This window comes from Micromonospora sp. NPDC000121 (assembly GCF_042899165.1).
Taxonomy (GTDB): domain Bacteria; phylum Actinomycetota; class Actinomycetes; order Mycobacteriales; family Micromonosporaceae; genus Micromonospora.
This window is the reverse complement of the sequence record NZ_JBIAZP010000001.1, coordinates 121,823-145,985: the sequence shown is the minus strand read 5'-3', so window position 1 is coordinate 145,985 and position 24,163 is coordinate 121,823. Positions and strand designations below refer to the sequence as shown.

General features: G+C 75.7%; 21 protein-coding genes and 1 pseudogene. 11 read left to right on the top strand and 11 right to left on the bottom strand.

What is annotated here, in order from left to right; all coding sequences use genetic code 11:
• The first annotated feature begins 52 nt into the window (after nucleotides 1-52).
• The 4 genes from moaC (at nucleotide 53) to ACFY23_RS00735 (ending at nucleotide 2,829) form a co-directional block, all read left to right on the top strand.
• Entirely contained in the window at nucleotides 53-544 is a 492-nt protein-coding gene (gene moaC / locus ACFY23_RS00750; protein ID WP_350678324.1) for a cyclic pyranopterin monophosphate synthase MoaC, read from the top strand.
• Entirely contained in the window at nucleotides 541-1,011 is a 471-nt protein-coding gene (locus tag ACFY23_RS00745; RefSeq protein WP_350678326.1) for a MogA/MoaB family molybdenum cofactor biosynthesis protein, read from the top strand. The genes moaC and ACFY23_RS00745 overlap by 4 nt, the downstream gene beginning before the upstream one ends.
• A gap of 97 nt (nucleotides 1,012-1,108) precedes the next feature.
• The gene (locus ACFY23_RS00740) at nucleotides 1,109-2,368 is read left to right on the top strand and encodes a molybdopterin molybdotransferase MoeA (protein WP_350678328.1); all 1,260 of its coding nucleotides are present in this window, start codon (nucleotides 1,109-1,111) and stop codon (nucleotides 2,366-2,368) included.
• Nucleotides 2,369-2,397: 29 nt separating this feature from the next.
• Nucleotides 2,398-2,829 (top strand): molybdenum cofactor biosynthesis protein MoaE, encoded by a 432-nt coding sequence (locus ACFY23_RS00735; RefSeq protein WP_350678472.1) that lies wholly within the window; start codon nucleotides 2,398-2,400, stop codon nucleotides 2,827-2,829.
• 19 nt (nucleotides 2,830-2,848) lie between these two features.
• Here ACFY23_RS00735 and ACFY23_RS00730 read toward each other — a convergent pair whose 3' ends face one another.
• A complete protein-coding gene (locus ACFY23_RS00730) occupies nucleotides 2,849-4,291 on the bottom strand; it encodes a glycosyltransferase 87 family protein (protein WP_350678331.1) in 1,443 nt (480 codons plus the stop codon).
• A gap of 215 nt (nucleotides 4,292-4,506) precedes the next feature.
• Complete coding sequence (locus ACFY23_RS00725) at nucleotides 4,507-5,052, bottom strand: DoxX family protein (protein WP_350678333.1); 546 nt, start codon at nucleotides 5,050-5,052, stop codon at nucleotides 4,507-4,509.
• Nucleotides 5,053-5,186: 134 nt separating this feature from the next.
• Between ACFY23_RS00725 and ACFY23_RS00720 the strand changes: the two genes are divergently transcribed.
• Nucleotides 5,187-5,732 carry an N-acetyltransferase gene (locus ACFY23_RS00720; RefSeq protein WP_350678336.1) on the top strand — a complete coding sequence of 182 codons (546 nt, stop codon included), beginning with the start codon at nucleotides 5,187-5,189 and terminating at the stop codon, nucleotides 5,730-5,732.
• Nucleotides 5,733-5,786: 54 nt separating this feature from the next.
• Here the strand turns inward: ACFY23_RS00720 and ACFY23_RS00715 are convergent, their stop codons facing one another.
• The 3 genes and pseudogenes from ACFY23_RS00715 to ACFY23_RS00705 form a co-directional block, all read right to left on the bottom strand.
• Nucleotides 5,787-7,028, bottom strand: coding sequence for an ATP-binding protein (locus tag ACFY23_RS00715; protein ID WP_350678338.1), 1,242 nt, complete (start codon nucleotides 7,026-7,028; stop codon nucleotides 5,787-5,789).
• Between the two features lie 151 nt (nucleotides 7,029-7,179).
• Nucleotides 7,180-7,608 (bottom strand): hypothetical protein, encoded by a 429-nt coding sequence (locus tag ACFY23_RS00710; RefSeq protein WP_350678475.1) that lies wholly within the window; start codon nucleotides 7,606-7,608, stop codon nucleotides 7,180-7,182.
• Nucleotides 7,609-8,192: 584 nt separating this feature from the next.
• Nucleotides 8,193-8,657: pseudogene (locus tag ACFY23_RS00705) on the bottom strand (hypothetical protein); the annotation flags it as partial.
• Between the two features lie 389 nt (nucleotides 8,658-9,046).
• Here ACFY23_RS00705 and ACFY23_RS00700 point away from each other — a divergent pair.
• Nucleotides 9,047-10,075, top strand: a complete 1,029-nt coding sequence (locus ACFY23_RS00700) for an EamA family transporter (protein WP_350678340.1) — start codon at nucleotides 9,047-9,049, stop codon at nucleotides 10,073-10,075.
• A 10-nt stretch (nucleotides 10,076-10,085) separates the two neighbouring features.
• Nucleotides 10,086-10,727 carry an A24 family peptidase gene (locus tag ACFY23_RS00695; RefSeq protein ID WP_350678343.1) on the top strand — a complete coding sequence of 214 codons (642 nt, stop codon included), beginning with the start codon at nucleotides 10,086-10,088 and terminating at the stop codon, nucleotides 10,725-10,727.
• Nucleotides 10,728-10,739: 12 nt separating this feature from the next.
• On the opposite strand, the gene ACFY23_RS00690 is transcribed toward ACFY23_RS00695, so the two are convergent.
• The 6 genes from ACFY23_RS00690 to ACFY23_RS00665 all read right to left on the bottom strand — a co-directional run bounded on the left by ACFY23_RS00690 (nucleotide 10,740) and on the right by ACFY23_RS00665 (nucleotide 18,946).
• Nucleotides 10,740-13,934 (bottom strand): UvrD-helicase domain-containing protein, encoded by a 3,195-nt coding sequence (locus tag ACFY23_RS00690; protein ID WP_350678345.1) that lies wholly within the window; start codon nucleotides 13,932-13,934, stop codon nucleotides 10,740-10,742.
• A gap of 100 nt (nucleotides 13,935-14,034) precedes the next feature.
• Nucleotides 14,035-15,279, bottom strand: a complete 1,245-nt coding sequence (locus ACFY23_RS00685) for a metallophosphoesterase (protein ID WP_350678347.1) — start codon at nucleotides 15,277-15,279, stop codon at nucleotides 14,035-14,037.
• A gap of 13 nt (nucleotides 15,280-15,292) precedes the next feature.
• Nucleotides 15,293-15,607 (bottom strand): MoaD/ThiS family protein, encoded by a 315-nt coding sequence (locus tag ACFY23_RS00680; protein ID WP_350678350.1) that lies wholly within the window; start codon nucleotides 15,605-15,607, stop codon nucleotides 15,293-15,295.
• Nucleotides 15,608-15,609: 2 nt separating this feature from the next.
• The gene (gene moaA / locus ACFY23_RS00675; protein WP_350678352.1) at nucleotides 15,610-16,623 is read right to left on the bottom strand and encodes a GTP 3',8-cyclase MoaA; all 1,014 of its coding nucleotides are present in this window, start codon (nucleotides 16,621-16,623) and stop codon (nucleotides 15,610-15,612) included.
• Nucleotides 16,620-17,534, bottom strand: coding sequence for a fructosamine kinase family protein (locus ACFY23_RS00670; RefSeq protein WP_350678354.1), 915 nt, complete (start codon nucleotides 17,532-17,534; stop codon nucleotides 16,620-16,622). The genes moaA and ACFY23_RS00670 overlap by 4 nt, the downstream gene beginning before the upstream one ends.
• A 17-nt stretch (nucleotides 17,535-17,551) precedes the next feature.
• Nucleotides 17,552-18,946 carry an MFS transporter gene (locus ACFY23_RS00665; protein WP_350678356.1) on the bottom strand — a complete coding sequence of 465 codons (1,395 nt, stop codon included), beginning with the start codon at nucleotides 18,944-18,946 and terminating at the stop codon, nucleotides 17,552-17,554.
• Between the two features lie 166 nt (nucleotides 18,947-19,112).
• On the opposite strand from ACFY23_RS00665, the gene ACFY23_RS00660 reads away from it, so the two are divergent.
• The 4 genes from ACFY23_RS00660 to ACFY23_RS00645 all read left to right on the top strand — a co-directional run bounded on the left by ACFY23_RS00660 (nucleotide 19,113) and on the right by ACFY23_RS00645 (nucleotide 24,153).
• Nucleotides 19,113-19,694, top strand: coding sequence for an NAD(P)H-dependent oxidoreductase (locus ACFY23_RS00660; protein ID WP_350678359.1), 582 nt, complete (start codon nucleotides 19,113-19,115; stop codon nucleotides 19,692-19,694).
• A gap of 30 nt (nucleotides 19,695-19,724) precedes the next feature.
• Nucleotides 19,725-20,321 (top strand): DsbA family protein, encoded by a 597-nt coding sequence (locus ACFY23_RS00655; protein WP_350678361.1) that lies wholly within the window; start codon nucleotides 19,725-19,727, stop codon nucleotides 20,319-20,321.
• Between the two features lie 11 nt (nucleotides 20,322-20,332).
• A complete protein-coding gene (locus ACFY23_RS00650) occupies nucleotides 20,333-23,023 on the top strand; it encodes an AAA family ATPase (RefSeq protein ID WP_350678364.1) in 2,691 nt (896 codons plus the stop codon).
• Between the two features lie 89 nt (nucleotides 23,024-23,112).
• Nucleotides 23,113-24,153, top strand: coding sequence for a DUF4192 domain-containing protein (locus tag ACFY23_RS00645; protein ID WP_350678367.1), 1,041 nt, complete (start codon nucleotides 23,113-23,115; stop codon nucleotides 24,151-24,153).
• Nucleotides 24,154-24,163: the final 10 nt, after the last annotated feature.

Here is a 24,163-nt window from a genome sequence, read left to right as displayed (position 1 = left end):
GCGCGCTCGGGCCGCAGCCGGTGATCGCCGTACGACGGATAGGCTCGCGGCCGTGACCGATCCCGCGCAGCTCACCCACGTCGACCCGGCCGGCGCGGCCCGCATGGTCGACGTCTCCGCCAAGGCCGTCACCGGCCGCCTGGCCGTCGCCGCCGGCCGGCTCCGCACGACGGCGGAGGTGGTCGAGCTGCTGCGCCGCGACGGGCTGCCCAAGGGCGACGCGCTGGCCGTCGGCCGGCTCGCCGGCATCATGGGCGCGAAGCGGACCCCGGACCTGATCCCGCTCTGCCACCCCATCGCCCTGCACGGCGTCACGGTCGACCTGACGCTGACCGTTGACACCGTCGAGATCACCGCCACCGCACGGACGGCGGACCGCACCGGGGTGGAGATGGAGGCCCTGACCGCCGTGGCCGTCGCCGGGCTGGCGCTGGTCGACATGGTCAAGGCGGTCGACCCGGCGGCGAGCGTCGACGCCGTCCGGGTGCTGCGCAAGGAGGGTGGCAAGACCGGCGAGTGGGTCCGCCCGGAGGACCGGCCGTGATCCGGGCGCGGGTGGTCGTGGCGTCCAACCGGGCCGCCGCGGGGGTGTACGCCGACACCAGCGGGCCGCTGCTCGTGGCCGGGCTGCGCGAGCTGGGTTGCGAGGTGGACGATCCGGTGGTGGTGCCCGACGGCGAGCCGGTGGGCGAGGCGCTGCGGGCCGCCCTGGCCGACGGGGTCGACGTCGTGCTGACCAGCGGCGGCACGGGGATCAACCCGACCGACCGCACCCCTGACGTGACCCGGGCGCTGCTCGACTACGAGGTCCCCGGCATCGCCGAGGCGATCCGGGCGCACAGCCGCGAGAAGGTGCCCGCCGCCGTGCTCTCCCGCGGGCTCGCCGGCGTGGCCGGCCGGATGCTGGTGGTCAACCTGCCCGGCTCCACCGGCGGGGCCCGGGACGGGCTGGCCGTCCTCGGGCCGATCCTCGCCCACGCCGTCGACCAGCTTCGGGGCGGCGACCACTGACGCCCGCCACGTCGACCCCGGCCACCCGCTGGACGATGCCCCGGGCACGGTGCACGTGGCGCGGCGACCGGCATTCCGCACCCGCTAGGCTCGCCGGGTGAGCACGGAAACCGCACCGGCCGCCGACCCGGTCGCCGCGCCCCCGCCGGCCGGCTGGGAGGAGGCCCGATCCCGGGTGTACGCGGAGGGCCTGGCCGCCGCGCTCCCCGCCGTGAGCCTGCCGCTCGCCGAGATCGACGGGCACACCCTCGCCGAGCCGTTGACCACGCGTACGGACCTGCCCGCCTTTCCCACCTCCAGCGTCGACGGCTGGGCGGTGCGCGGCGCCGGCCCGTGGCGTCCGGTCGGGCGGGTGCTGGCCGGCAGCACCCCGGCGCCGCTGACCGACGACGGAACGACCGTCGAGATCGCCACCGGCGCGATGGTGCCCGAGGGCGCCACCTCCGTGCTGCGGGTGGAGGAGTCCCGCCGTACGCCGGAGGGCCTGGTCGACGGCACGCCGCGACCGGCGCCGGAGTGGCGCGAGCCCGGCGAGGAGGCGTACGCCGGGGAGGAACTGGTCCCCGCCGGCACGCCGGTGGACCCGGCGCTGGTCGGCCTGGCCGCCTCCTGCGGGCACGACAGCCTGCGGGTGCGGCGGCAGCCGCGCGCCGCGCTGCTGGTCTTCGGCGACGAATTGCTGACCGCCGGCCCGCCCGCCGCCGGCCGGGTCCGGGACGCGCTCGGGCCGGCGGTGCCGGCGTGGCTGCGCCGGTACGGCTGCGTGGTGCGCCCGTCGGACGTGGTGGGACCGGTGGCGGACACCCTGCCCGCGCACGTGGCGGCCCTGCGCGCCGCGCTGGCCACCGCCGACCTGGTCTGCACCACGGGCGGCACGATGCACGGCCCGGTCGACCACCTGCACCCCGCGCTGGAGGCGCTCGGCGCCGACTACGTGGTCAACACGGTCGCGGTGCGGCCCGGCTTCCCGATGCTGGTGGCCCGGCTGACCGACGCCGACGGGCGGGTCCGGTTCGTCGCCGGGCTGCCCGGCAACCCGCAGTCCGCCGTCGTCGCCCTGGTCTCGCTGGTCGCCCCGCTGCTGGCCGGCCTGTCGGGCCGCCCGATGCCGGTGCTGCCGCACGCCACGCTCGCCGAGCCGGTGCCCGGCCGGGGGCAGTACACCCACCTGGCGCTGGTCCGGCTGGACCGGACCGCCGGCACCGCCCACCCGGTCCGGCACGTCGGCTCGGCGATGCTGCGCGGGCTGGCCGGCGCGGACGGGTTCGCCGTCATCCGCCCCGGCACGTCGGGCGAGCCCGGTGACCGGGTGCCGGTCGTGCCCCTGCCGCTGCTGCCCGGGGAGCGTGCGTGGTGACCGCGCCGGCCGCCGACCCGTCGGGCCGAATCGCGGACCAGCAGCCCGCGACGTTCGGCGAGGTCACCGACCGGCCGCTCGACCTGGCCGCGCACGAGGCGGCGGTCGCGGACCGCCGGGCCGGCGCGGTGGTGTCGTTCCAGGGTGTGGTCCGCGACCACGACCACGGCCGCGTGGTGACCAGCCTGGAGTACGAGGGCCACCCGAGCGCCGAGCGGGTGCTGCGTGAGGTGGCGGCCGAGATCGCCGCCGACCCGGACGTGTACGCGGTCGCGGTGTCGCACCGGATCGGCGCGCTCGCCATCGGCGACGCGGCCCTGGTCGCGGCGGTCAGCACCGCCCACCGGGCCGCCGCGTTCGCGGCCTGCGCCCGGCTGGTCGACGAGGTCAAGGCGCGGCTGCCGATCTGGAAGCGGCAGGTGTTCGCCGACGGCACCGAGGAGTGGGTGAACTGCCCCTGACGGGGCGGCCCACCCTGGCTCAGCGGCGGACGCTGGGCGCGGCCTGACGGCCCATCCGTTCGCCGTAGAAGGCCGGCTCGGCGCCGGGGCGCCACGGCAGCGCGGCGACGAGCACGATCAGGGCCAGCGCCAGCGAGTTCTCCATCAGGGCGCCGAAGAGGCCGTCCTGGTAGTGCGACACCTCGGGGAGCTGGTGCTCGTACGGCCAGATCGGGGAGATCAGGAAGAGCAGGTAGAGCCCGATCGCCGCGACCCCGTGCCGGAGCCCGGTCAGCGTCGGGTACCAGATCGGCGGGCGCAGCCCGTTGACCCCCGGCAGCCCGCCGTACGCGCCCTGGCCGGCCCGCTGCGCCAGCCCGCGGCTGGCGTCGTGGCGGCGTACGGCGGCGTCGGCCAGCACGATGATCGCGGGGATCACCCAGACCAGGTGGTGCGTCCAGGAGATCGGGCTGATCACGTTGGCGGTGAGGCCGACCAGCGTGAACGCGGTCAGCTCGTCGCCGTCGGCGCGCGCGTTGGCGGCCCGGGACAGGCCGAGCGCCAACAGCAGCACCGCGAACGACAGCCAGAGCAGGCCGGGCGTCTCGATCGAGTCGTAGAGCCGGGCCAGCAGCCCGGCCAGCGACTGGTTGGGCGTCATGTCGGCGGCGCCGACCCGCTCGGTCTGCCAGAGCACGCCGCCGAAGTAGGCCCGGGACTCGGTGCCGACGACGGCGAAGGAGCCGAGCGTCACGGCGATCACCGTGCCGACCGCGGTGGTCGCCACCCGCCACTGCCGGGTGATCACCAGGTAGACGATGAACAGGGCCGGGGTCAGCTTGACCGCGGTGGCCAGGCCGATGCCGACGCCGGCCCACGCGCCGCTGTAGACGAACCGCAGCAGCGGGCCGTCGGTCTCGGCGACGTGGGTGCCCCGGCGGGACCGCCAGCGCAGGCCGATCAGGTCGGCCATGATGAGTGCGAAGAGCAGCAGGTTCACCTGGCCGTAGCCGAGGGTCTCCCGGCCCGGCTCGATGGCGACCGCGAGCGGCGTCGCGATCGCCACGGTGAACGGAAGCGGCCAGCCGAGCCGGTCGACGATGGGGCGGAGCAGGCCGGCGAGCACGACCGCCAGGGCGGCGATGCTGGCGAGCGCGTTGACCATCCCGGCCAGCTCGACCGGCAGGTGCGCCATCGGGAGCATGACCAGGCCGCCGAACGGCGGGTAGGTGAAACCCAGGGTGGTGCCGGGTGCGATGAACTCGTAGAGCTCGTGACCGCTCGCCCACCACACCACCGCGCCGTGGTAGATCTTCATGTCGAAGAAGTTGTACGGCCGCCCGAAAGCGCCGATGGCGAGCCATGCGGCATAGGCGACGGCGGCCACGATGCCGGTCCGTACGACTGTCCTGCGATCGATCCCACGCGTTACGCGACGGACTGGGGCGAGGCGGTCCACCCTCCTACCGACGGTCGCCGGCATGGCGTGGCCACCCCCGTACCAAGGTCGTCCTACCCGTCCAGGTCCGGTACGGAGCCTAGAACGGCGCCTCACGTTAATGCCTCCCGCGTTATGCGACCGTGTCCGATCCCACACATGTTTTTGACATTTCCACCGCGTTAACGCCTACCGGGTGGTTCAGGTAATTCGTGGCGTTGGCGGGTGGTGGGCCGGCGGAGGGGAGGTATCGACGCAGGTCAGCCGGGGATTCGTCGGGCCGTCGCTGCCGATCGTACGGCGATCCGGGCCTCTCTGCGGGCGGTACGGACGGCTCGCTGCACCGAACGTCGGGAGTGGCCGATCCGGTGGCCGGTCCGCCACCGCAGGCCGGGCTTGCCGCCGGTGTCCGCGGCGGCGAGCAGCAGCCCGCCGAAGAGGCCGATGTTCTTCAGGAAGTGGATCTGGTTGTTGCTGCGTGCCGTGGGGTCGTCGTTGTTCCAGAAGGGATGCCCGGCGAGGGTCACCGGGACCAGGGTGCCGGCGAGGACCAGCGCGGCCGGCCGGGCGAACCTGCCGGTGGCGAGCATCAGCCCGGCGCCGACCTGCACCGCCGCGTTGAGCCGGATCAGCGTCTCCGTGTCCGTGGGGACGCGCGGGCCGGCCTTCTCGAGCAGCGGGGTCACCCGGTCGGTCACGGGCTTCGCGGCCGGGACCAGCCGGCCGGGCTGCTGGAAGTTGCGGAACCCGCTGACCACGAAGATGCCGCTCAACATGGCGCGGGCGAGGGAGCGTACGGGTTTCATGGGTCAGTCATACCCCGTCACCGGCCCGGTTACCCCCGCAACCGCCGATCCGGATCGGCCGACGTGGACGTCGCGCCACGCCGATTCGAGCGACCGTCGCTGATGGACCGCCGACGAGGGGTAACGTCCCCCGCGTGACGACGCTGCGGCTGCGACCAGAGGACCCGGCCGACACCGGTGCGGTCCGTCGTGTGCTGGCCGCCGCCTTCGCCCGGCCCGACGTGGCCACGCCGCCCGAGGTGGGGCTGGTCGACGAGCTGCGCGGCAGCGACGCCTGGCTGCCGGAGCTGGCGATGGTCGCCGAGTACGGCGGCGAGGTCGTCGGGTACGCACTGCTCACCCGGGTCCGGGTGAAGTCCGACGACGCCTCCGCCCCGGCGCTTGCCCTCGGCCCGGTCGCGGTCGCCCCGCACCGGCAGCGGATCGGGCTCGGCGCGGCGGTGGTCCAGGCCGGCCTCGAGGCGGCCACCGAGCTGGGTGAGCGGCTGGTGGTGGTGCTCGGCGACCCGTCCTATTACCACCGCTTCGGCTTCGGCAGGGCCGACCGGATGGGGCTGACCAGCCCGTGGTCCGGCCTCGGCGACCCCTGGCAGGCGTTGGTGCTCCCGCCGACCACCAGCGGCGAAGGGCCGCCGCCGCGCGGCGAGGTCCTCTTCCCCCCGCCCTGGTCGAAGGTCTGACCCCGCGCCCGCCCGGCGGCGGCACGGTCGAGATCAAGGAGCCGCCCCGACCCGTCAGGCCGGTTGGGTGCGCAGGTAGCGGCCGAAGTGGGGGACGGTGAAGGCCACCGTGCCGCGCTCGCCGGAGTAGATGAGACCCTTCTTGATCAGCGCGTCCCGGGCCGGGGACAGGCTGGCCGGCTTCCGCCCGAGGGCACGGGCGATCTCCGCCGTCGGCACGGCGGCGTCCATGTCGTCCCGCCCGCCGCCGTCGACCTCCCCCTCGACCAGGGACAGCGTGGCCATCGCCCGCATGTACTCGCGCTCGGCGGGGGTGGCCCGCTCGAACCGGGAGCCGAAGAAGCCGACCGCCAGCTCGGCCTCGGCCTCCGGCGCGGCGACCCGCACGTCGGCGGCGGTGATGGGCGAGCGGGGTGCGTGGTCCCAGGTCGCCTTCCCGTACGCCTGGACGAAGTACGGGTAGCCGCCGGACTTCTCGTAGAGCAGGTCGAGCGCCTTCTGCTCGTACTCGACCTCCTCGCGTTCGGCGGGCGCGCAGAGCGCCTGGTCGGCGGCGATCCGGTCCAGCCGGTCGATGCGTTGGTAGCGGAAGAGCCGCTCGGAGTACGACTTGGCGGCGCTGAGCACGGCCGGCAGGTGCGGCAGCCCGGCGCCGACCACGATCAGCGGCGCGCCGAGCTGGGACAGCTCGTGGCAGGCGGCGCAGAGCGCGGAGACGTCCTCCGCGCCGAGGTCCTGCATCTCGTCGATGAAGATCGCGATGCCGGTGCCGACGTCGGCGGCCACCGCGGCGGCGTCGGTGAGCAGCTCGACGAGGTCGATCTCGATGTCGCCGGAGTCGGCCCGGCCGCTGGCGGCGGGCACGTCGATGCCGGGCTGCCACCGGTCGCGCAGCTTCGGGGCGGCGCCGCCGCGACCGGTCGGCGCGGACCGTTGGGCGAACGCCTTCAGCACGCCGAGGAAGGCGTCGATCCGGTCCGGCGCGCGGTGCCGGGGCGCGAGTTCACGGACGGCCATGTGCAGCGCGGCGGCGACGGGGCGGCGCAGCGACTGGTCCGGCCGGGCCTCGATCTTGCCGCTGCCCCAGAGGCGGTTGATCGCCTGGGACCGGAGGGTGTTGAGCAGCACCGTCTTGCCGACCCCGCGCAGGCCGGTGAGCATCAGACTGCGTTCCGGCCGCCCGCGGGCGATGCGCTCCAGCACGACGTCGAAGACGTCCAGCTCGCGCCCCCGCCCGGCCAGCTCGGGCGGACGCTGGCCGGCGCCCGGGGCGTACGGGTTGCGGACCGGATCCACGCATCGCACAGTATCGGGCCGTCTAGCTGCGGGGCTAGACATCCGTAGATGGGGCTACCGCGTGTCGGAGCCCCGGCGAGGGTCGGATCCGGCGTCGACACAAAACTAGGGCTGTCTAGCGTCCACGCTAGACAGCCCTAGTTTTGGTGATTCAGCGCTTCCTCAGGCAGAGCACGTAGTCGAGGAAGTCCACCGAGTTGTCGTGCACGTAGTTCGCCGTCGACCTCGGCGCCCGCGTCTCGCACTGGTCACCGTCGCTCGTGCCCGGGATCCGCAGCAGCACCTCGTACGTGTTGGGTCCGCAGGGCACCTTCCGCAGCTCGGCGTCGGTGGCCGTGCCGTCGTTGACCACGCAGTCGCCCTTGGCGAAGTCGTCGTCATCGTCCTCGGTCGGGCTCGGCTCCGCCGAACTCGGCGCCGCGCTGGGCTCCTCCGTCGGCTTGCCCGTCGGCTCCGCGGGAGCGGTCGTGGCCGGGGCCGAGATGCTCGGGTCGTCCTCCTCGCCGGCCTGCCAGACCGCCCAGCCGGCGATTCCCAGGCAGGGGCAGAGCAGGAGCACCACGACCAGGCCGATGATCAGGGCGATCTTTCCGCCGCTCTTCTTCGCCGGCGGGGCGGGCGGCGGCGGCGTTCCGTAGCCGCCGGGGGCCGGCGGCGGGGCGCCCCACTGGGCGTCGGGCGCCGGCGCGGGCGTCGGGCCGGCCGGCGGGAACGGCCCGGCCGGCGGGTAGCCACCCTGCTCCGCCGACGGCTGACCGCCGGGCGGGGGCGGATACCCGGCCCCGGAGGTGGGCGGGGGCGGATAACCCGACCCGGAGGTCGGGGGCTGCGGGGGCGGATAACCCGACCCGGAGGCCGGGGGCTGGCTCCACATCGGCGTGGTCGGCGGCTCGGCGGCCGGGCCGGGCTGGCCCCACTGCGGGGCGGCGGGCGGCTCGCCACCCGGCTGCGGCTGGCCCCACTGCGGTTCGCCGCCGGGCTGCGGCTGGCCCCACTGCGGGGCGGACGGCGGCTGCGCGGCGGCCGACGGCGGCTGCCCCCACTGGGGCAGCGTCGGGTCGATGGGCGGCAGGCCCCCGGGATTGTCGGCCGGGCGCTGGTAGGGGTCGTCCGGCTGGGCGGGTGATCCGTAGGTTGTCATCTCTTCCCCAGGGGTGCGGTGGCTCAGCGCTGCTTCAGGCAGAGCACGAAGTCGAGGGTGTCCAGCTCGCTGTCGAAGAAATACCAGTTGGTGTAGCCGTCGACCTTGGCGCACTTGGCCGCGGCGTCCTTCTCACCGCTGGTCGCGCCGTCGATCCGGCGTAGCACCTCGTACGTCTGCGGGCCGCAGTCGCTGATCAGCAGCTTGGGCTTGCCGCCGGTCGGACCGTCGTTGCGTACGCACTGCCCCGCCTCGACGAAGCGGGGGTCGGCGGAGGAGTCGGGGGCAGGGGCGCTGGGTGCCGGGGCGCTCGCCGGTGCCTCCGACACCCCGGCGGCGGACGCCGGCCCGCTCGGCGCGGCCACCGGCGCCTCGCCGTCCTGGCCGAGCAGGTAGAACACCGCCGCGCCGCCGCCGAGGACCAGCACCGCCACCGCCGCCAGCACCGCGGCCACCGGCCCCCGGGTCCGCCGGCGCTCCGGCGGCGGGGCGGCGACCGGCGCGTGCGGGGAGGGGGCCGCGGAGCCGGGCCAGGAGTCGTACGGCGGCGCGGCGGGACCGTGGTCGTACGCGGGAGGCGGCGGCCCCTGCTGGTACGGCCCCGGTCCGTGACCCGGATCACCCCGCCAGTACGGCTGGCCGCCGTACCCGGGCTCCGGCGGCGGGTACGCGGCGTGCGGGTCGTCCCACCCGCCGCGCCCGGGCGATCCGGCCGACGGGCCGTACGCCTCGTCCGGCTGCCGCCCACGCCACGGGCCCGGGTCCCCCCGACCCGGTGGTGGTCCGTAGTTCGCCATGCACGTCTCCCGCATGAGTGGTGAGAGGCCGGCCACCAACGAGGGACGCCGACGCCCAGGCCACCGTAGCGTGTCCCCCGATGAGACCACGCGCACCGATTCTGTCGCCGGCCGGCAAGCCGCCCAACCGGACCGACCCGGGCACCGGGGCTCGTCGGGCGGCCGCCGCCACGCCGGCCCTGGTCTGGACGGCCCTGCTGCTGGTCTACGTCGTCTGGGGCTCCACCTACCTCGGCATCAGGATCACCGTGGAGTCGATGCCGCCGCTCGGCTCGGCGGCCACCCGGTTCGCCGCCGCCGGTCTGGTGCTGGCGGTCGTGCTGCGGCTGCGCCGGGGCCCGGGCGCGCTGCGGGTCGACCGGCGGCAGCTCGGCTCGGCCGCGCTGGTCGGGGTGCTGCTGCTCGCCGGTGGCAACGGGCTGGTGGTGCTCGCCGAGTCCGGCCCGCCGGGCGTCGCGGTGCCCTCCGGGATCGCCGCGCTGCTCGTGGCCATCGTCCCGCTGCTGGTGGTGCTGCTGCGTACGGCCACGGGCGACCGGCCCCGGTTCTGGACGCTGGCCGGGGTGACGCTGGGCTTCGTCGGCCTGGTGCTGCTCGTGCTGCCGAGCGGCGGGGCGGGTGACGTACCGCTCGCCGGGGCGCTGACCATCGTGGCAGCCGCCGCGAGCTGGTCGATCGGCTCGTTCATCTCCGGACGGATCCGGATGCCCGCCGACCCGTTCGTCGCCACCGTCTACGAGATGTTCGCCGGGGCGGCGGCACTCGCCGTCCTCGCCGTCGGTCGCGGCGAGCTGCGCGGCTTCGACCCGGGCCAGGTGACCGGCCGGTCGTGGCTCGCGCTCGCGTACCTGATGGTGGCCGGCTCCCTGGTCGCCTTCACCGCGTACGTCTGGCTGCTGCACCACGCCCCGATCTCGCTGGTCGCGACGTACGCCTACGTCAACCCGGCGGTCGCGGTGGCGCTCGGCGCGCTGTTCGTCGCGGAGCCGGTCACCGCGCAGGTGCTGCTCGGCGGCGCGGTCATCGTCGCCGGGGTCGCCCTCGTGGTGAGCACCGAGAGGCCCCGAAGTCCCGCCCGGGGGACCGCGCCGGAGCCGTCCCGCCGGTAGCGTCCGGCCCGTGTCGGGCGGGCTGGTCGCGTGCGCGGCGCTGCTCGGCGGCGTCGCCGGTCTCGCCGCGCCCCGGGTCGCCCGCCGCTGGACGGGCCGCCCGGCGTCAACCCGGCCCGGGCCGCGCACCGGGTCCGGGGCGGTGGCGGGCGCGGGCGCTGTCGTGTTCGCCGGGCTCGCGGCGGCCCTCGGCGGCGACCCGGTCCTGCCGGCCTTCCTCGGGCTGGCGGCGGTCGGGCTGGTGCTGGCCCTGGTCGACCTGGCCTGCCTGCGGCTGCCCGACCCGCTGGTGGGCGCGGCCGCGCTGGTCGTCGCCGTCGGCCTGACGGGCGCGGCGCTGCTGACCGGGGCCCCGGAGCGGCTGCTCGGCGCGGTGGCGGGGGCCGCGCTCTGCTTCGTCGGGCACGCGCTGCTCGCGCTGCTGCCCGGCTCGCGGCTGGGCTTCGGCGACGTGAAGCTCGCCGCCGTGCTGGGCCTGCCGCTCGGCTGGCTGGGCTGGTCGCCGCTGGCGCTCGGGCTGCTCCTGCCGCACCTGCTCAACGGCGTGGTGGTGCTCGCCCTGCTGGCCGCCGGCAGGGTGCGCCGGGACACCCCTCTCCCGCTCGGCCCGGCCCTCCTCACCGGCGCCTGGCTCACCACCCTCGCCGCCTGAGCCCGGCGTGCCTCAGATGAGGCGGAGCTGGCGGTCCCTGGGGCGGCGGGGTTCGGCCTCGCCGAAGCGTTCGAACAGGCCCGGGTCGATGGCGTCAAGGAACGGCGACGGGGCGCACTCGCGCTCGCTGCCGTGCCGGCTGCGGCGGGCGGCGTGGGTGACGTACAGGCGGTCCTGGGCCCGGGTCAGCCCGACGAAGAAGAGCCGCCGCTCCTCGGCGATCGCGTCGTCGTCGGGGGTGCTGCCGGGCCAGCGCAGCGGGAGCAGCCCGTCCTCCGCGCCGACCAGGAAGACCACGGGGAACTCCAGCCCCTTCGCGGCGTGCAGGGTGAGCAGGGTGACGGCCTCGGCGCGCGGGTCGAGGGCGTCCACCTCCGCGCCGGTGGCGAGCTGGGACAGGAACAGCGGCAGGTCGTCGCCGCAGCGGCGGGCCAGCGGGGTGAGCAGGTCGACCGCCGCCCGGACGTCCTCCGGGCGTACCGCGCCGGCGCCGTCCAGCGTCGGCACGGCGAAGCGCTCCGCCAGCACCTGACCGGCCAGCCGGACCCGGGCGGCCAGTGAGCCGTCGAGCCCGTTGGCGTGCCGCAGCTCGCGGGCGATGGCCGCCACCCCCGGCCGGTCCCGCAGCCGGTCGTGCGAGCGCTTCTGCACCGGGATGTTGGCCCGCGCCAGCGCGTCCACGATCGGTGCGGCCTGCGCGTCCGTGCGGTAGAGCACCGCGATGTCCGAGAAGGAGAGCGAGGTCGACCGGCCGTCGATCCGCCCCGAGTCGAGCGACCGGTGGGAGAGCCCGCCGACCAGCTCGTCGATGGTGCGTACGACGAAGTCGGCCTCGTCGGCGACGGAGGCCGCGGGGTAGCGGCCGACCAGCGGGGCCTCCGGGTCGAGCCGGGCCGGGTCGAGCCGGCGGCCCCGCACCAGCGACGACGGCGCGATGGCCTGCACCGCGGCGGCCAGGATGGGCGCCGAGGAGCGGTAGTTGCGGTTCAGCCGGACCAGCCGGGCGTCGGTGAAGTCCTGCGAGAAGCGCAGGAAGTAGCCGACGTCGGCGCCCCGGAACGAGTAGATGGCCTGGTCCGGGTCGCCGATCGCGCACAGGTTGCCGTCGGCGGGGCTGAGCAGCCGCAGCAGCTCGTACTGCACCTCGTCGACGTCCTGGTACTCGTCGACGAAGATCCACCGCCAGCGCTCCCGGTAGCGCTGCACCAGCTTCCGGTCGGCCCGCAGCAGCGCGACCGGCAGGGTGAGCAGCTCGTCCAGGTCGACCAGGTCCTGCTTGCGCAGCAGCGCCGTGTACGCGGCGTCGTCGGCGCCGGCCTCGGCGCGGGCCTCCGCCCGCTGGGCGTCGTCGGCGATCCGGAAGTCCGCCGGCAGGCCGACGGCGTCGGCGTTCTCCCGCAGGACGGTCAGCCCCAGCGAGTGGAAGGTGCCGACCGTGACGTCCTCGGCGACCGGCCCGAGCAGGCCGTCGAGGCGGTGCCGCAGCTCCTCGGCGGCGCGTCGGGTGAACGTGATCGCCAGGCACTGCTCCGGGAAGACGTTCAACTCGGCGCAGAGGTAGGCGATCCGGTGGGTCAGCGTCCGGGTCTTGCCGGTGCCCGGCCCGGCGACGATGAGCAGCGGCCCGCCGGGCGCGGAGGCGGCCACCCGCTGCATCGCGTCCAGCCGGTCCAACAGGCCGGTGCCGACCTCCTCCATGCCGGCGAGCATCGGCTCGAACGGCTCGTGCGGCGAGGGCGCCGGCGCGATCGGGGGCGGCGGCGTGGGCGGCGCGGCCTTGCGCTTCGGCTCGGCCTTGGCCGCCGCTGGGCGCTTGGCCCGCGGCTTCGGCGCCGGCTCCGCGGGGGTGCGCTGCGCCGGCACGGGTACGTCGAAGAGGGTCTCCTGCGCCGTCGCCGCGCCGCCACCCAGCTCGGCCGGGTCGAACAGGGTGATGACGCCGTACTCGCCGTCGTAGCCGGGGACCCGGCGGACGTCGCCCCGGCGCAGCCGGCCGATGCCCTCGGCGAGCAGTTCCCCGCCGACCCGGGCGATCTCGGCGAGCGGGGTGGTGGTGAGGATCTCCAGCTCCGGGCCGAGCGCGGCGAGCAGGTCGTTGAGCTTCCCCTCGACCTTCTTCGAGCGGGCACCCACCTTGTTGATCTCGCCGAGGACCTCGGCCAGCGGCACGAGGTGGGTGACGTCCCTGGCGTGCGGGGGCCGGTGCCCCGCCGGCCGGTCGGCCAGCTCCTCCACCCGGCTCAGCACGCCGACCGTCAGCGGCTTGCCGCACTCCGGGCAGCGACCACCGGCGGCCCGGGTCCGCTCCGGGGACCAGTTGACCCCGCAGAGCCGGTGCCCGTCGGCGTGGTACTTGCCCTCCTCGGGGAAGAACTCGATGGTCCCGGCCAGCCCGTCGCCGGTGCGCAGCGCGTCCCGGATCGAGAAGTAGTCCCGCGCGGTGGCGAAGACGGTGGCCTCCCGGGCCAGCGCCGGGGGCGAGTGCGCGTCCGAGTTGGACACGAGCTGGTAGCGGTCCAGGCTGCCGACCCGCCAGTTCATCTCGGGGTCGGAGGAGAGGCCGGTCTCCACCGCGAAGACGTGGTCGGCGAGGTCGGCGTAGCAGTCGGCGATCGCGTCGAAGCCGGACTTCGAGCCCAGCGCGGAGAACCACGGCGTCCAGATGTGCGCGGGCACCAGGTAGCCGTCGGCGCTGGCCTCGAGGGTGATCTCCAGCAGGTCCCGGGAGTCCAGGCCGAGGATCGGCCGGCCGTCCGAGCCGAGGTTGCCGATCCGCCCGAGCGCGGTGTTGAACCGGGCCACCGCGTCGAGGTCGGGCAGGTAGATCAGGTGGTGCACCTTGCGGGTGCGGTCGTCCCGCTTGTAGATCGTGGAAATTTCCACGCTGAGCATGAACCGGACCGGGTCCGTCTCCGCCTCGCTGGCCAGCCGGGGTGGCAGCCGGCGGGCGATGTCGCGCTCGGCCTCGGGGCTGAGCCGGTGCAGGCCGGGCTCGGCGGGGTGCAGGGTCTCGCGCAGGTGGTCGTACCAGGCGGGGTGGGTGAAGTCGCCGGTGCCGAGCACGCCGATGCCCTTGCGCCGCGCCCACCAGCCCAGGTTGGGCAGGGTGAGGTCGCGGCTGCACGCGCGCGAGTACTTCGAGTGGATGTGCAGATCCGCGACGAACGGCGGGAGGCCACCGGAGGGTGCGGCGCTGAACGGAGGCACGCCGCATCCTGTCACGCCCGCTCCGTTACCCGCCGGTCGCCACGCACACCCGTGACCTGAGCGTCCGGTGCTGGACAAGCCGCCGGCCCCGCGCTATGGGTCAGCGGGAGCGGAGCTCGACCAGGGTGACCTGCGGCTCCGCGCCGACGCGCACCGGCGGGCCCCAGAAACCGGCGCCGTTGGTGACGTACACCTTGGTGCCGTCGACCTCGCCGAGGCCGGAGACCACCGGCTGCTGGAGCTTCACCAGGAGGTTGAACGGGACCATCTGGCCGCCGTGGGTGTGTCCCGAGAGCTGGAGGTCGACGCCGAACTTCGCCGCCTCCACCGCGGCCACCGGCTGGTGGGCGAGCAGCACCACGGGGCGGCTCGGGTCGCGGTCGCCGAGCGCCGCCACGTAGTCCGCCGGAGCGGCCAGCCCGGTGCCGGCGGCGGTGACGTCGTTGACTCCGGCCAGGTCGAGCACGCCGCCCCGGGCCTGGATCTCCGTCCGCTCGTTCTGCATCACCCGCAGCCCGAGCCGGTCCAGCTCCTGGACCCACTCCTCGACGCCCGAGTAGTACTCGTGGTTCCCGGTGACGAAGTAGCTGCCGTGCCGGGAGCGCAGGCCGCGCAGCGGCTCGGCCGCCTCACCCAGTTCGGCCACCGAGCCGTCGACCAGGTCGCCGACGACCGCGACGATGTCGGCGTCCAGGCGGTTGATCGCGGCGACGATCCGCTCGGTGTGGGCCCGGCCGCGCAGCGGGCCGAGGTGGATGTCGGAGACCGTGGCGATCCGCAGGCCGTCCATGCTCCGGGGGAGCTTGGCGAGCGGGATCTGCACCCGGTCGAGCTGCGGCGGGCCGAGCGCGGTGCGGATGCCGGAGCCGGTGAGGCCCGTGGCGGTGAGCCCGGCGAAGATCGCCGCCCCGCGGGCGAGCAGCAACCGACGGGCCGGGTCGTGGTCCGGCTGCGCGACCGCGTCGGCGGCCGGCGGATCGGCCGGCCCCGCCGCGCCGACCAGGGCGGGCTCGGGCGCGGCGGCGGTGGGCTCCGCGGCGACGGCCCGGCGGCGCAGCACCAGCTTCGTCACCGCCATCGGCACTTCCAGCGCCACGAGCAGCACCAGCAGGTAGAACATGACGGCGAGCCAGAGGTAGCCCGGCCACGCGAGCCAGTAGAGGCCCGCCTGGGTGCCGGCCATGGTCGCCGGTACGAGCAGCGCCAGCACCAGAACGGTGATCCCGCCGATCCGCCGCCAGCGTCCCGGGGTGGTGGTGTCGCGCACCAGCCGCTTCCACAGGTAGAGGTGGATGAGGCCGGTGATCAGCGCCATGGTGGCCACGAAGGCCAGTGCCGCCAGCATGTGTGCGCCTCCCTCAGCCGCCCGCGAAGGGGGGCAGGACGTCGATCGTGGCCCCAGCCGGTAGCGGTGCCCGACGATCATGACAGGTCACGCCGTCGACCAGGAAACTCGCCACCCGCAGGACGGTGGAGAGCCGCGCGCCGTGCCGCTCGGCCAGCTCACCGACGAGTTCGTCGAGCGACCGGCCGGCGGAGGCGGTCTCCTCGGTCCGGCCGGCGGCGGCCCGCGCCCCGGCGAAGTACCGGACGGTGAGCGGCGGTCCGGCCTCAGCCGGCGGTCCGGCGTGGGCCGGCGGTCCGGCGTGGGCCGGCCGCGTCGGTTCCGTCACGCTCAGCCCCCGATCGCGGACATCGGCCGGACGGGCTGGAGGAAGGCCGGGTCGTCGATGCCATGCTTGGCCCGCTTGCCCCACATCGCCGCGCGCCAGCGCCGGGCCAGCTCGTCGTCGTCCGCCCCGGCCCGCAGCGCGCCGCGCAGGTCGGACTCCTCGGTGGCGAAGAGACAGGCGCGGACCTGCCCGTCGGCGGTGAGCCGGGTGCGGTCGCAGTCGCCGCAGAAGGGCCGGGTGACGCTGGCGATCACGCCGACCCGGGCCGGGCCGCCGTCGACCAGCCACGTCTCGGCCGGCGCCGCGCCGCGTTCCGTCGGGTCGGGGGCCAGGGCGAACTCCCGCCGCAGCGAGGCGAGGATCTCGTCGGCGGTGACCATGGCGGCGCGGTCCCAGCCGTGCTGGGCGTCCAGCGGCATCTGCTCGATGAACCGCAGCTCGTAGCCGTGGGCCAAAGCGAAGCGGAGCAGCGCCGGTGCCTCGTCGTCGTTGACGCCGCGCATCAGCACCGCGTTGACCTTGACCGGGGTGAGCCCGGCGGCGGCGGCTCCGGCGAGCCCGGCCAGCACGTCGGTCAGGCGCGGCCGCCGGGTGAGCCGGGCGAACCGCTCCGGGGTCAGGGTGTCCAGCGAGACGTTCACCCGGTCGAGCCCGGCGGCGCGCAGCGCGGGGGCGAGCCGGTCCAGGCCGATGCCGTTGGTGGTCAGGGAGATCCGGGGACGGGGCTCCAGCGCCGCCACGGCGGCCACGATGCGGACCAGGCCGGGCCGGATCAGCGGCTCCCCGCCGGTGAACCGCACCTCGGTCACGCCGAGCTGCCGCACCGCGACCCGGACCAGCCGGACGATCTCCTCGTCGTCGAGCAGTTGCGGGCCCGCCAGCCAGGGCAGCCCGTCGGCCGGCATGCAGTAGGTGCAGCGCAGGTTGCACTTGTCGGTCAGGGATACGCGCAGGTCCCGGGCGACGCGGCCGTACCGGTCGACGAGGACGCCGTCGGTCGGTGGGGCGGCGTTCACCCGTCGACGGTAGCGCGCACCAGCCCGGCCAGGGCCGACCGGGCGGTGTGAGCGACCGCATCCCGGTACGCCCCGCCGAACAGGGCGGTGTGCACCAGCATCAGGTGGAGCTGGTGCAGCGGCACCCGTTCCCGCCACCCGTCGGCCGGCGGCCACGACTCGGCGTACGCGGCGAGGATCCGGTCCAGGTGGGGCGCCCCGCCGAAGAGCGCCAACTGCGCCAGGTCGGTCTCCCGGTGCCCGCCGTGCGCCGCCGGATCCACCAGCCAGACCCGGTCGTCGGCCCCCCAGAGCACGTTGCCCGGCCAGAGGTCGCCGTGGACGCGGGCCGGCGGCTCGTCCCCGCCGAACTCCCCGATCCGGTCGACGACCTCCTCGACCAGCCCGGCCTCCGCCCCGGTCAGCGCGCCGCCGTCCACCGAGCGGCGCAGGTAGGGGACCAGCCGGCGCTCGGCGAACCAGCGCGACCACGGGCCGTCGTCCGGCGTGTTGTCCTGCGGGAGCGCGCCGATGAACCCGACCCACTCGGCCCCGAACGCCGGGGCGCCGGCCCGGTGCAGCCCCGCCAGCTCCCGGCCGAACCGTTCGGCCGCCTCGGGCGTCGGCTCGCCGGGCTCCACCCAGTCGAGCGCCAGCAGCTCCGGCAGCGCCACGATCACCTCCGGTACGGCGACCGTCCCGGCCTCGCGCAGCCAGCGCAGGCCGGCCGCCTCGGCGGCGAAGAAGCCCTCCGGCAGCGGCCGGCCGGCGTTCTCCGGCCAGGTCTTGGCGAAGACGGAGTGGCCGTCGTCCAGGGTCAGCCGGGACGCGGCGCAGATGTCGCCGCCCGAGACGGGTGTCTCCCGGATCCGCTGGTGGGTCAGGAAGGTCGGCAGGTGCTCCGGGTGCGCCCGCAGGTACGCCAGATCCATCTGCGCAAGGTAACCCGTCAGTCGTCGGCGCGGGCGGCTACCGGGGTGGGGTCGCGGTGCCGGGCGGCCAGCAGAGCCAGCGCCCCGGCGGCCTGGATCGCCGTGAGCACCACCAGGGCGGTGCGGAAGCCGGCCAGCCCGCCACCGCCGGCGGTCCAGCACAGCGCGGCGACCGCCGGCGCGAGCGTCGTCGCGATCATCCGTACCGTGCCGCTGACCCCGCCGGCGGCGCCGGTCGACCCGGTGGGCGCCGCCGCCATGACCGCCGCGATGACCGGGGTGTTGAAGAGGCCGAACCCGATGCCGATCACCGCGACCTGCCATCCGACGTGCACCAGCCCGGCGTCGGCTGGGAGCGTCACCGGCAGCAGCGTCGCGCCGGCGACCAGCGTGGCGCCCAGGGCCGCCGCGGGCAGCGCGCCGATCCGGTCGGCGAGCCAGCCGGCGGCCGGCGAGGCGACCGTTACGGCACCGATGTTGACCAGCAGCAGCGCTCCGGTGACCTCCGGGCCCTCGTGCAGGACGTCGGCGAGGAGGTACGGCAGGAGGAAGGCCGTCAGCGCGACGTTGAAACACACCAGGAACAGCCCGAGGACGGTGAACCCGAAGCGGCGACCGCGCACCAGCGCGATGACCGGTCCTGAAGCGGGCAGCCGGGCCCAGGTCAGGCCGAGTACCACGGCGAGCGCGCCGAGCCCGGCGGCCACCGCCGGCCGCGCCGTGATCTCGTCGACCGCGACGAGCACCGCGGCGACCGTGCCGCCCAGCAGCACCACCTCGCGCAGCAGCGGCAGGCCGGGGGCGGGCAGTCCCCGGCCGTCACGGGGGAATGCCCGCAGACCCAGCCAGAGCGCGACCGCCACGAGGGGGAGCTTCAGCAGGAACACCGCGCGCCAGCCGAGGGCGCCAGCGACCAGCCCGCCGAGCGACGCGCCGGCCATCCCGCCGACGGTCATGATGGTCACCACCGTGCTGATCGCGCGGGCCCGCTGGTCCGCCCGCACCGTCGCGGCGAGCATCGGCAGGTAGACCGCCAGGGTGAGCCCGCCGGTGACGCCCTGGAGCAGGCGTACGGCCAGCAGCACCCACATCGACGGTGCGAGGGCGGCGAGCACGCTGGTGATCCCGATGCCGGCCATGGACACGGCGAAGATCAGTCGGGGGTCGGCCTGGTCGGCCCAGCGGCCGGCCGGGATGGAGATCGCGGCCATCGGGAGCGCGTACGCCAGCAACACCCAGGTGGTGGCCGCCGGGTCGGCTCCCAGCTCGGATCCGATCGAGGGCAGCACCACGCCGGCGATGCTCATCTCGGAGGTCACCACGAGCATGGCGAGGGCCACGGCGGCCACCGGGGCCCAGCGGGTGCGGGGAGCGACGGGCGGCGGCTGCTGCGACGCGTGTGTGGCGGTCATGGGCGCCGACGGTAGGGACGCGGACGTCCGTCGGGCATCTGTCGAACGACCGTACCGGCCACCCGGCCCGCGGCCGGGATCGTGACCGGTCGGTTGACAGATGGCGGGGCGCCGCCGGCTGCCTAGCGTGGTCGGCACACACCCCGATCGACCTGGGAGAACATCCATGACCACCCAGCAGTTGCGTCTCGCCGTCATCGTGGCCAGCACCCGGGAGGGGCGCTTCGGCCCGGTGGTGGCCACCTGGTTCGTCGACCAGGCGCGCCAGCACGGCGGCTTCGACGTCGACGTGATCGACCTGGCCGAGGTCGACCTGCCGGCGACGCTCACCGCCTTCGGCGCGCCGCAGCCGGCGGTGGTCGACGCGCTCGCACCGCGGCTGGCCGCCGCCGACGCCTTCGTGGTGGTCACGCCGGAGTACAACCACAGCTACCCGGCCTCGATAAAGGTCGCGATCGACTGGTACCGCGACGAGTGGCGTGCGAAGCCGGTCGGCTTCGTCTCCTACGGCGGGGTCTCCGGCGGCCTGCGTGCCGTGGAGCACCTGCGGCAGGTCTTCGCCGAGGTGCACGCCACGACCGTGCGGGACACGGTCAGCTTCCACGGCTGCTGGGACAAGTTCGACGAGTCCGGGACGCCGGTGGAGCCGCAGGGCTGCAACAACGCCGCCAAGACCGTCCTGGACCAGCTCGGTTGGTGGGGCCGGGCGCTGCGGGAGGCCCGCGAGCGCGCCCCGTACGCGGCCTGACCCGGAGACGACGGGGAGGAGGAGCGGACGATGGACGTGGAATTCGTCTTCGACGTGCCCTGCGTGTGGTCGTACTTCGCCTACGCCCGGTTCCAGCGTGTGGCGGCCCGGATCCGCGCCGAGGGCGGGGAGGTGACCGCACGGTTCCGGCCGTTCCAGTTGGACCCGCGCGCCACGGTCGACGGCGAACCGAAGATCGACGTGCTGCGCCGGGCGTTCGGGGCGGAGGCGGACGACGCCGTCGCCGGCATCGAGTCGAAGGCGGCGAGCGAGGGGCTGACGTTCCGGCACCGCCACGCGGTGTGGTCCGACACGCTGCCCGCGCACCGCCTGATCGCGGTGGCCGCCCGGCAGGGGCGGGGCGAGGCGATGGTGGAGCGGCTGTTCCGCGCCCACCACACCGACGAACTCAACGTCGCCGACCCGGCCACGCTGCGCCGGCTCGCCGACGAGATGGGCGTCGCCTGGCAGGACGGTGGCGACGACGACGTACGCGCCGAACTCGCCCGGGTGCGCGCCGAGGGCGTACGCGGGGTGCCGGTGTTCCGGATCGCCGGCCGTACGCTCAACGGCGCGCTGTCGGAGGAGACGCTCTACCAGGCGATGAGCGCGACGGTGGCCGCGTAGCCTTGACTCCCGTGCTGCACGGCCGGACCGAGGAGATCGCCCGGATCGATGCCCTGCTCGGGCAGGTTCGGTCCGGGCGCAGCGGGGTGCTCGTCCTGCGGGGCGAGGCCGGGATCGGCAAGTCCGCGCTGCTCGACCACGCCGCGCACCTGGCCGGCGACATGCGGGTGCTGCGCACCGACGGGATCGAGTCGGAGGCGGGCTTTCCCTACGCCGGGCTGCACCTGCTGCTCGGCCGGGAGACCGACCGGCTGGACGCCCTGCCCGCCCCCCAGGCCCGGGCGCTGCGGGCGGCGTTCGGCCAGGAGGCCGGCGGCGACGCCAACCGGTTCCTGGTCGGGCTGGCCGTGCTGACCCTGCTGGCCGAATTGGCCGAGGAGCGCCCGCTGCTCTGCCTGGTCGACGACGCGCACTGGCTCGACGCGGCCTCGGCGGAGGCGCTGCTCTTCGCCGTGCGTCGGCTCGACGCCGAGGCGATCGCGGTGGTCGTCGCGGTCCGCGCCGACGAGCCGTCCCCGTTCGACCCGGCCGGCCTGCCGGAGCTGCCGATCGGGCCGCTGGACGAGGCGGCGGCCGCCGCCCTGGTCGCGCAACGGCCGGAGCCGTTGCCCGGCTTTCTCCGGTCCGACCTGCTCACCGAGGCGCAGGGCAACCCGCTCGCCCTGCTGGAGCTGCCCCTGGACGGCGAGCCGCGGCGCGTGCCGTCCTCGCGTTACCAGCGGCTTCACCAGGTCTTCGCCGAGCGGGTGCGGCGGCTGCCCGAGGCGACCCGGCGGCTGCTCGGCGTCGCCGCGGACGCGTCCACCGCCGACGCCGCCGTGGTGCTCCCGGCCGCCGAACGCCTCGGCTGCACCCGGGACGACCTGGCTCCCGCCGAGCAGGCGCAGCTCGTGCGGCTGGTGGAGGGCCGGCTGGTGTTCCGCCACCCGCTGGTGCGTACGGCACTGCGGGAGACCGCGGAGGTCGGCAGCCGGATGGCGGCGCACGAGGCACTCGCGGCGGTCTACGCGGCCCGTGGCGACGTCTGCTCGTACGCCTGGCACCGGTCGGCGATGGCCATCGGCCCCGACGAGGAGGCGGCGCAGGCCCTGGAGGCCGCCGCCCGCAGCGGGTCGCCCCGGGTGAGCGCTGCGGTCTCGGCGATGTGCGAGCGGGCCGCCGCGCTGACCGCGGACCGGGCCCGGCGCGGGCAGCGGCTGACCACGGCGGCGGAGGCGGCCGCCGACGCCGGCCAGCTGGACCGGGCCGCGGCGCTGGCCGACCAGGCCGCCGACTACGTCACCGATCCCGTGCAACTGGCCGACATCGCCCTGGTCCGCGCCACCGTGCTGGACTCGCGGGACCGCCCGAAGGAGGCCCACCGCCTGCTCTCCGACGCCGCCGTGGCGGTGGCCTCCCTCGACCCGCGCCGGGCCGGTCACCTGCTCTTCCGCGCCGGCCGGGCGGCCGCCAACGCGGGCGACTTCGGCGCGCTGGACCGCACCGCCGCCCGGGCCGAGGAGTTGGGCGTGCCCAGCGCCCACCTCGTCACCGCGCTGTCCCGGGTCTTCGCCGCGCAGAACGCCCTCTCCGACGCCTCGGTCGAGCCGCTGCGGGTGCTGGTCGAGGAGACGACCGGCTGCGCGCAGCACCTGGAGCTGCTCGACATCGGGTGGTGGCACCTGATGCTGGCCGACCTCGACAGCGCGCACGACATCGCGGCGCGACTGGCCGACACGGCCCGCCAGCAGGGCGGCGCCGGCCTGCTCGCCTCGGTGCTTCCGCTGCTCGCCCGCACCCAGCTCATGTCCGGCTGGCACGACGACGCGGAGGCCAACGCCACGGAGGGCCTGCGGATCGCGGCCGACACCGGGCAGCGCCGGCACGCGGTCTACCTGAACACCGTGCTGGCCGCCCTGGCCGCCGTCCGGGGTGACGAGGAGCGGTGCGTCGAGCTGACCGCGGAACCGATAGCGCGGGCCGTGACGCCGGGCAACGTCCACGCGGCGGGCGCGCTGAGCCTGCTGGACCTGGGCCTCGGCCGGCACGAGGCGGCCTTCGGCCGGCTCTCCGGGATGCTGGCCGCGCGGCACCGCGGCGGCGCGATGGCCAGCCTTCCCGACCTGGTGGAGGCCGCGGTACGGGTGGACCGGCCGGCGGACGGGCTGCCCGCTGCCCGGCAGTACGCCGAATGGGCCGCGCACGTCCGCCAGCCGTGGACGCGGGCCGTCGCGCTGCGGTGCCAGGCACTGCTGGACGGCAACGCCGACGACCGGTACGCCCAGGCGGTGGCGCTGCACCGGCAGGGCGGCCCACCGTTCGAACGGGCCCGCACCGAGCTGCTCCACGGCGAGTGGTTGCGCCGGGCGCGCCGGATCAGCGAGGCGCGGATCGTGCTGCACTCGGCGCTGGAGATCTTCGACCGGCTCCGGGCCCGGCCCTGGAGCGCGCGGGCGCGTGCCGAACTGCGCGCCGCCGGGGAGAGCGTCCGGGCCGCCGACACGGGTGCCGTGCAGCGGTTGACCCCGCAGGAACACCAGGTGGTGCAGCTGGCCGCCCGGGGGCTGAGCAACCGGGAGATCGGCGCACAGCTCTTCCTGAGCCCACGCACGGTCGGCTACCACCTCTACAAGGCGTACCCCAAGCTGGGCGTCGGCTCCCGCAGCGAGCTGGCGTCCCTGGTGGCGGACCAGCCCGACCCGGGTCGGGGCGTGAGCGCCTGAGCTGGGGCGACACGCTCCGTGTCTGTGGATAACCCGCGTGTCGTCCACAGGGGCTGCCGGCGGCTTCGCCCGCGCCGCAGGCTCCTGCCATGACCTCGACCGACCGCCCCCGGCTCGCCGTCCGTTCCCCCGCCGACCTCATCGCCGCCGTGCCCTACCTGCTCGGCTTCCATCCGGCCGACAGCGTGGTCGTGATCGCCATGCGGGGCCGCCGGATCACCTTCGCCGCCCGGGCCGACCTGCCCGACCTGGCCGACCCGGGCGACGCCGCCCGGCACCTCGCCGGCGTCATCGCCCGGCAGCGCGCCGAGACCACCACCGTCCTGGGTTACGGCCCGGCCGCCCGGGTCACCCCGGCGGTCGACGCCGTGCGCGCCGCGCTGAGCGCCGCCGGGTTGCCCGTGCTCGACGCCCTCCGCGTCACCGAGGGCCGCTACTGGTCGTACGTCTGCGTCGAGCCGGAGTGTTGCCCGCCCGAGGGCACCCGCTTCGACGCCGGGGCCAGCGAGGTCAGTGCGGCGGCCGTCTTCGCCGGCCAGGTCGCCCTGCCCGACCGGGCCGCCCTCGTCGCGCAGGTCGCCCCGGTCGACGGCCCGGGCCGGGTGGCGATGCGCCGGGCCGCCGCCCGCGCCGAGCGGCGCCTGGCGGCCCTGCTCGACAAGGCGCCCCCGGCGGAGTTGCGCGACGGGCGCGCGGTCCGGGCTGCCGGCACGACAGCGGTACGCGGCGCGCTGCGCCGGCACCGGCGGGGACAACGGCTCGGCGACGACGAGGTGGCCTGGCTGAGCCTGCTGCTGACCCACGTGCCGGTCCGCGACCACGCGTGGGAGCGCACCGACGGGCGGGACGAGGACATCGCGCTCTGGACCGACGTGCTGCGCCGGGCCGAGCCGGATCTGATCGCCGCGCCGGCCGCGCTGCTGGCGTTCGCGGCCTGGCGAGCGGGGCAGGGGGCGCTGGCGGCGGTGGCCCTGGAGCGGGGGCTGGCCGAGCACCCCGGCTACTCGCTGGCGCTGCTTCTCGACGACCTGCTGCGGCGGGGCGTGCCGCCGTCCGAGCTGGACGGGTGGCCGGCCGTCGCCATGCCGGGCGTCGTACGCCACAGGCGCATCCGTGGCGGCCCCCGGTGATCCGTCAGCG

What these genes read in the sequence shown, in the direction of transcription:
- ACFY23_RS00725 (WP_350678333.1), bottom strand. Translation starts at nt 5,052, where the DNA reads ATGAAACCCGTACGCTCCCTCGCCCGCGCCATGTTGAGCGGCATCTTC.
- ACFY23_RS00700 (WP_350678340.1), top strand. Translation starts at nt 9,047, where the DNA reads ATGAGACCACGCGCACCGATTCTGTCGCCGGCCGGCAAGCCGCCCAAC.
- ACFY23_RS00665 (WP_350678356.1), bottom strand. Translation starts at nt 18,946, where the DNA reads ATGACCGCCACACACGCGTCGCAGCAGCCGCCGCCCGTCGCTCCCCGC.
- ACFY23_RS00685 (WP_350678347.1), bottom strand. Translation starts at nt 15,279, where the DNA reads ATGCTGGCGGCACTGGCCTTCGTGGCCACCATGGCGCTGATCACCGGC.
- ACFY23_RS00730 (WP_350678331.1), bottom strand. Translation starts at nt 4,291, where the DNA reads ATGCCGGCGACCGTCGGTAGGAGGGTGGACCGCCTCGCCCCAGTCCGT.
- ACFY23_RS00655 (WP_350678361.1), top strand. Translation starts at nt 19,725, where the DNA reads ATGGACGTGGAATTCGTCTTCGACGTGCCCTGCGTGTGGTCGTACTTC.
- ACFY23_RS00660 (WP_350678359.1), top strand. Translation starts at nt 19,113, where the DNA reads ATGACCACCCAGCAGTTGCGTCTCGCCGTCATCGTGGCCAGCACCCGG.
- ACFY23_RS00670 (WP_350678354.1), bottom strand. Translation starts at nt 17,534, where the DNA reads ATGGATCTGGCGTACCTGCGGGCGCACCCGGAGCACCTGCCGACCTTC.
- ACFY23_RS00645 (WP_350678367.1), top strand. Translation starts at nt 23,113, where the DNA reads ATGACCTCGACCGACCGCCCCCGGCTCGCCGTCCGTTCCCCCGCCGAC.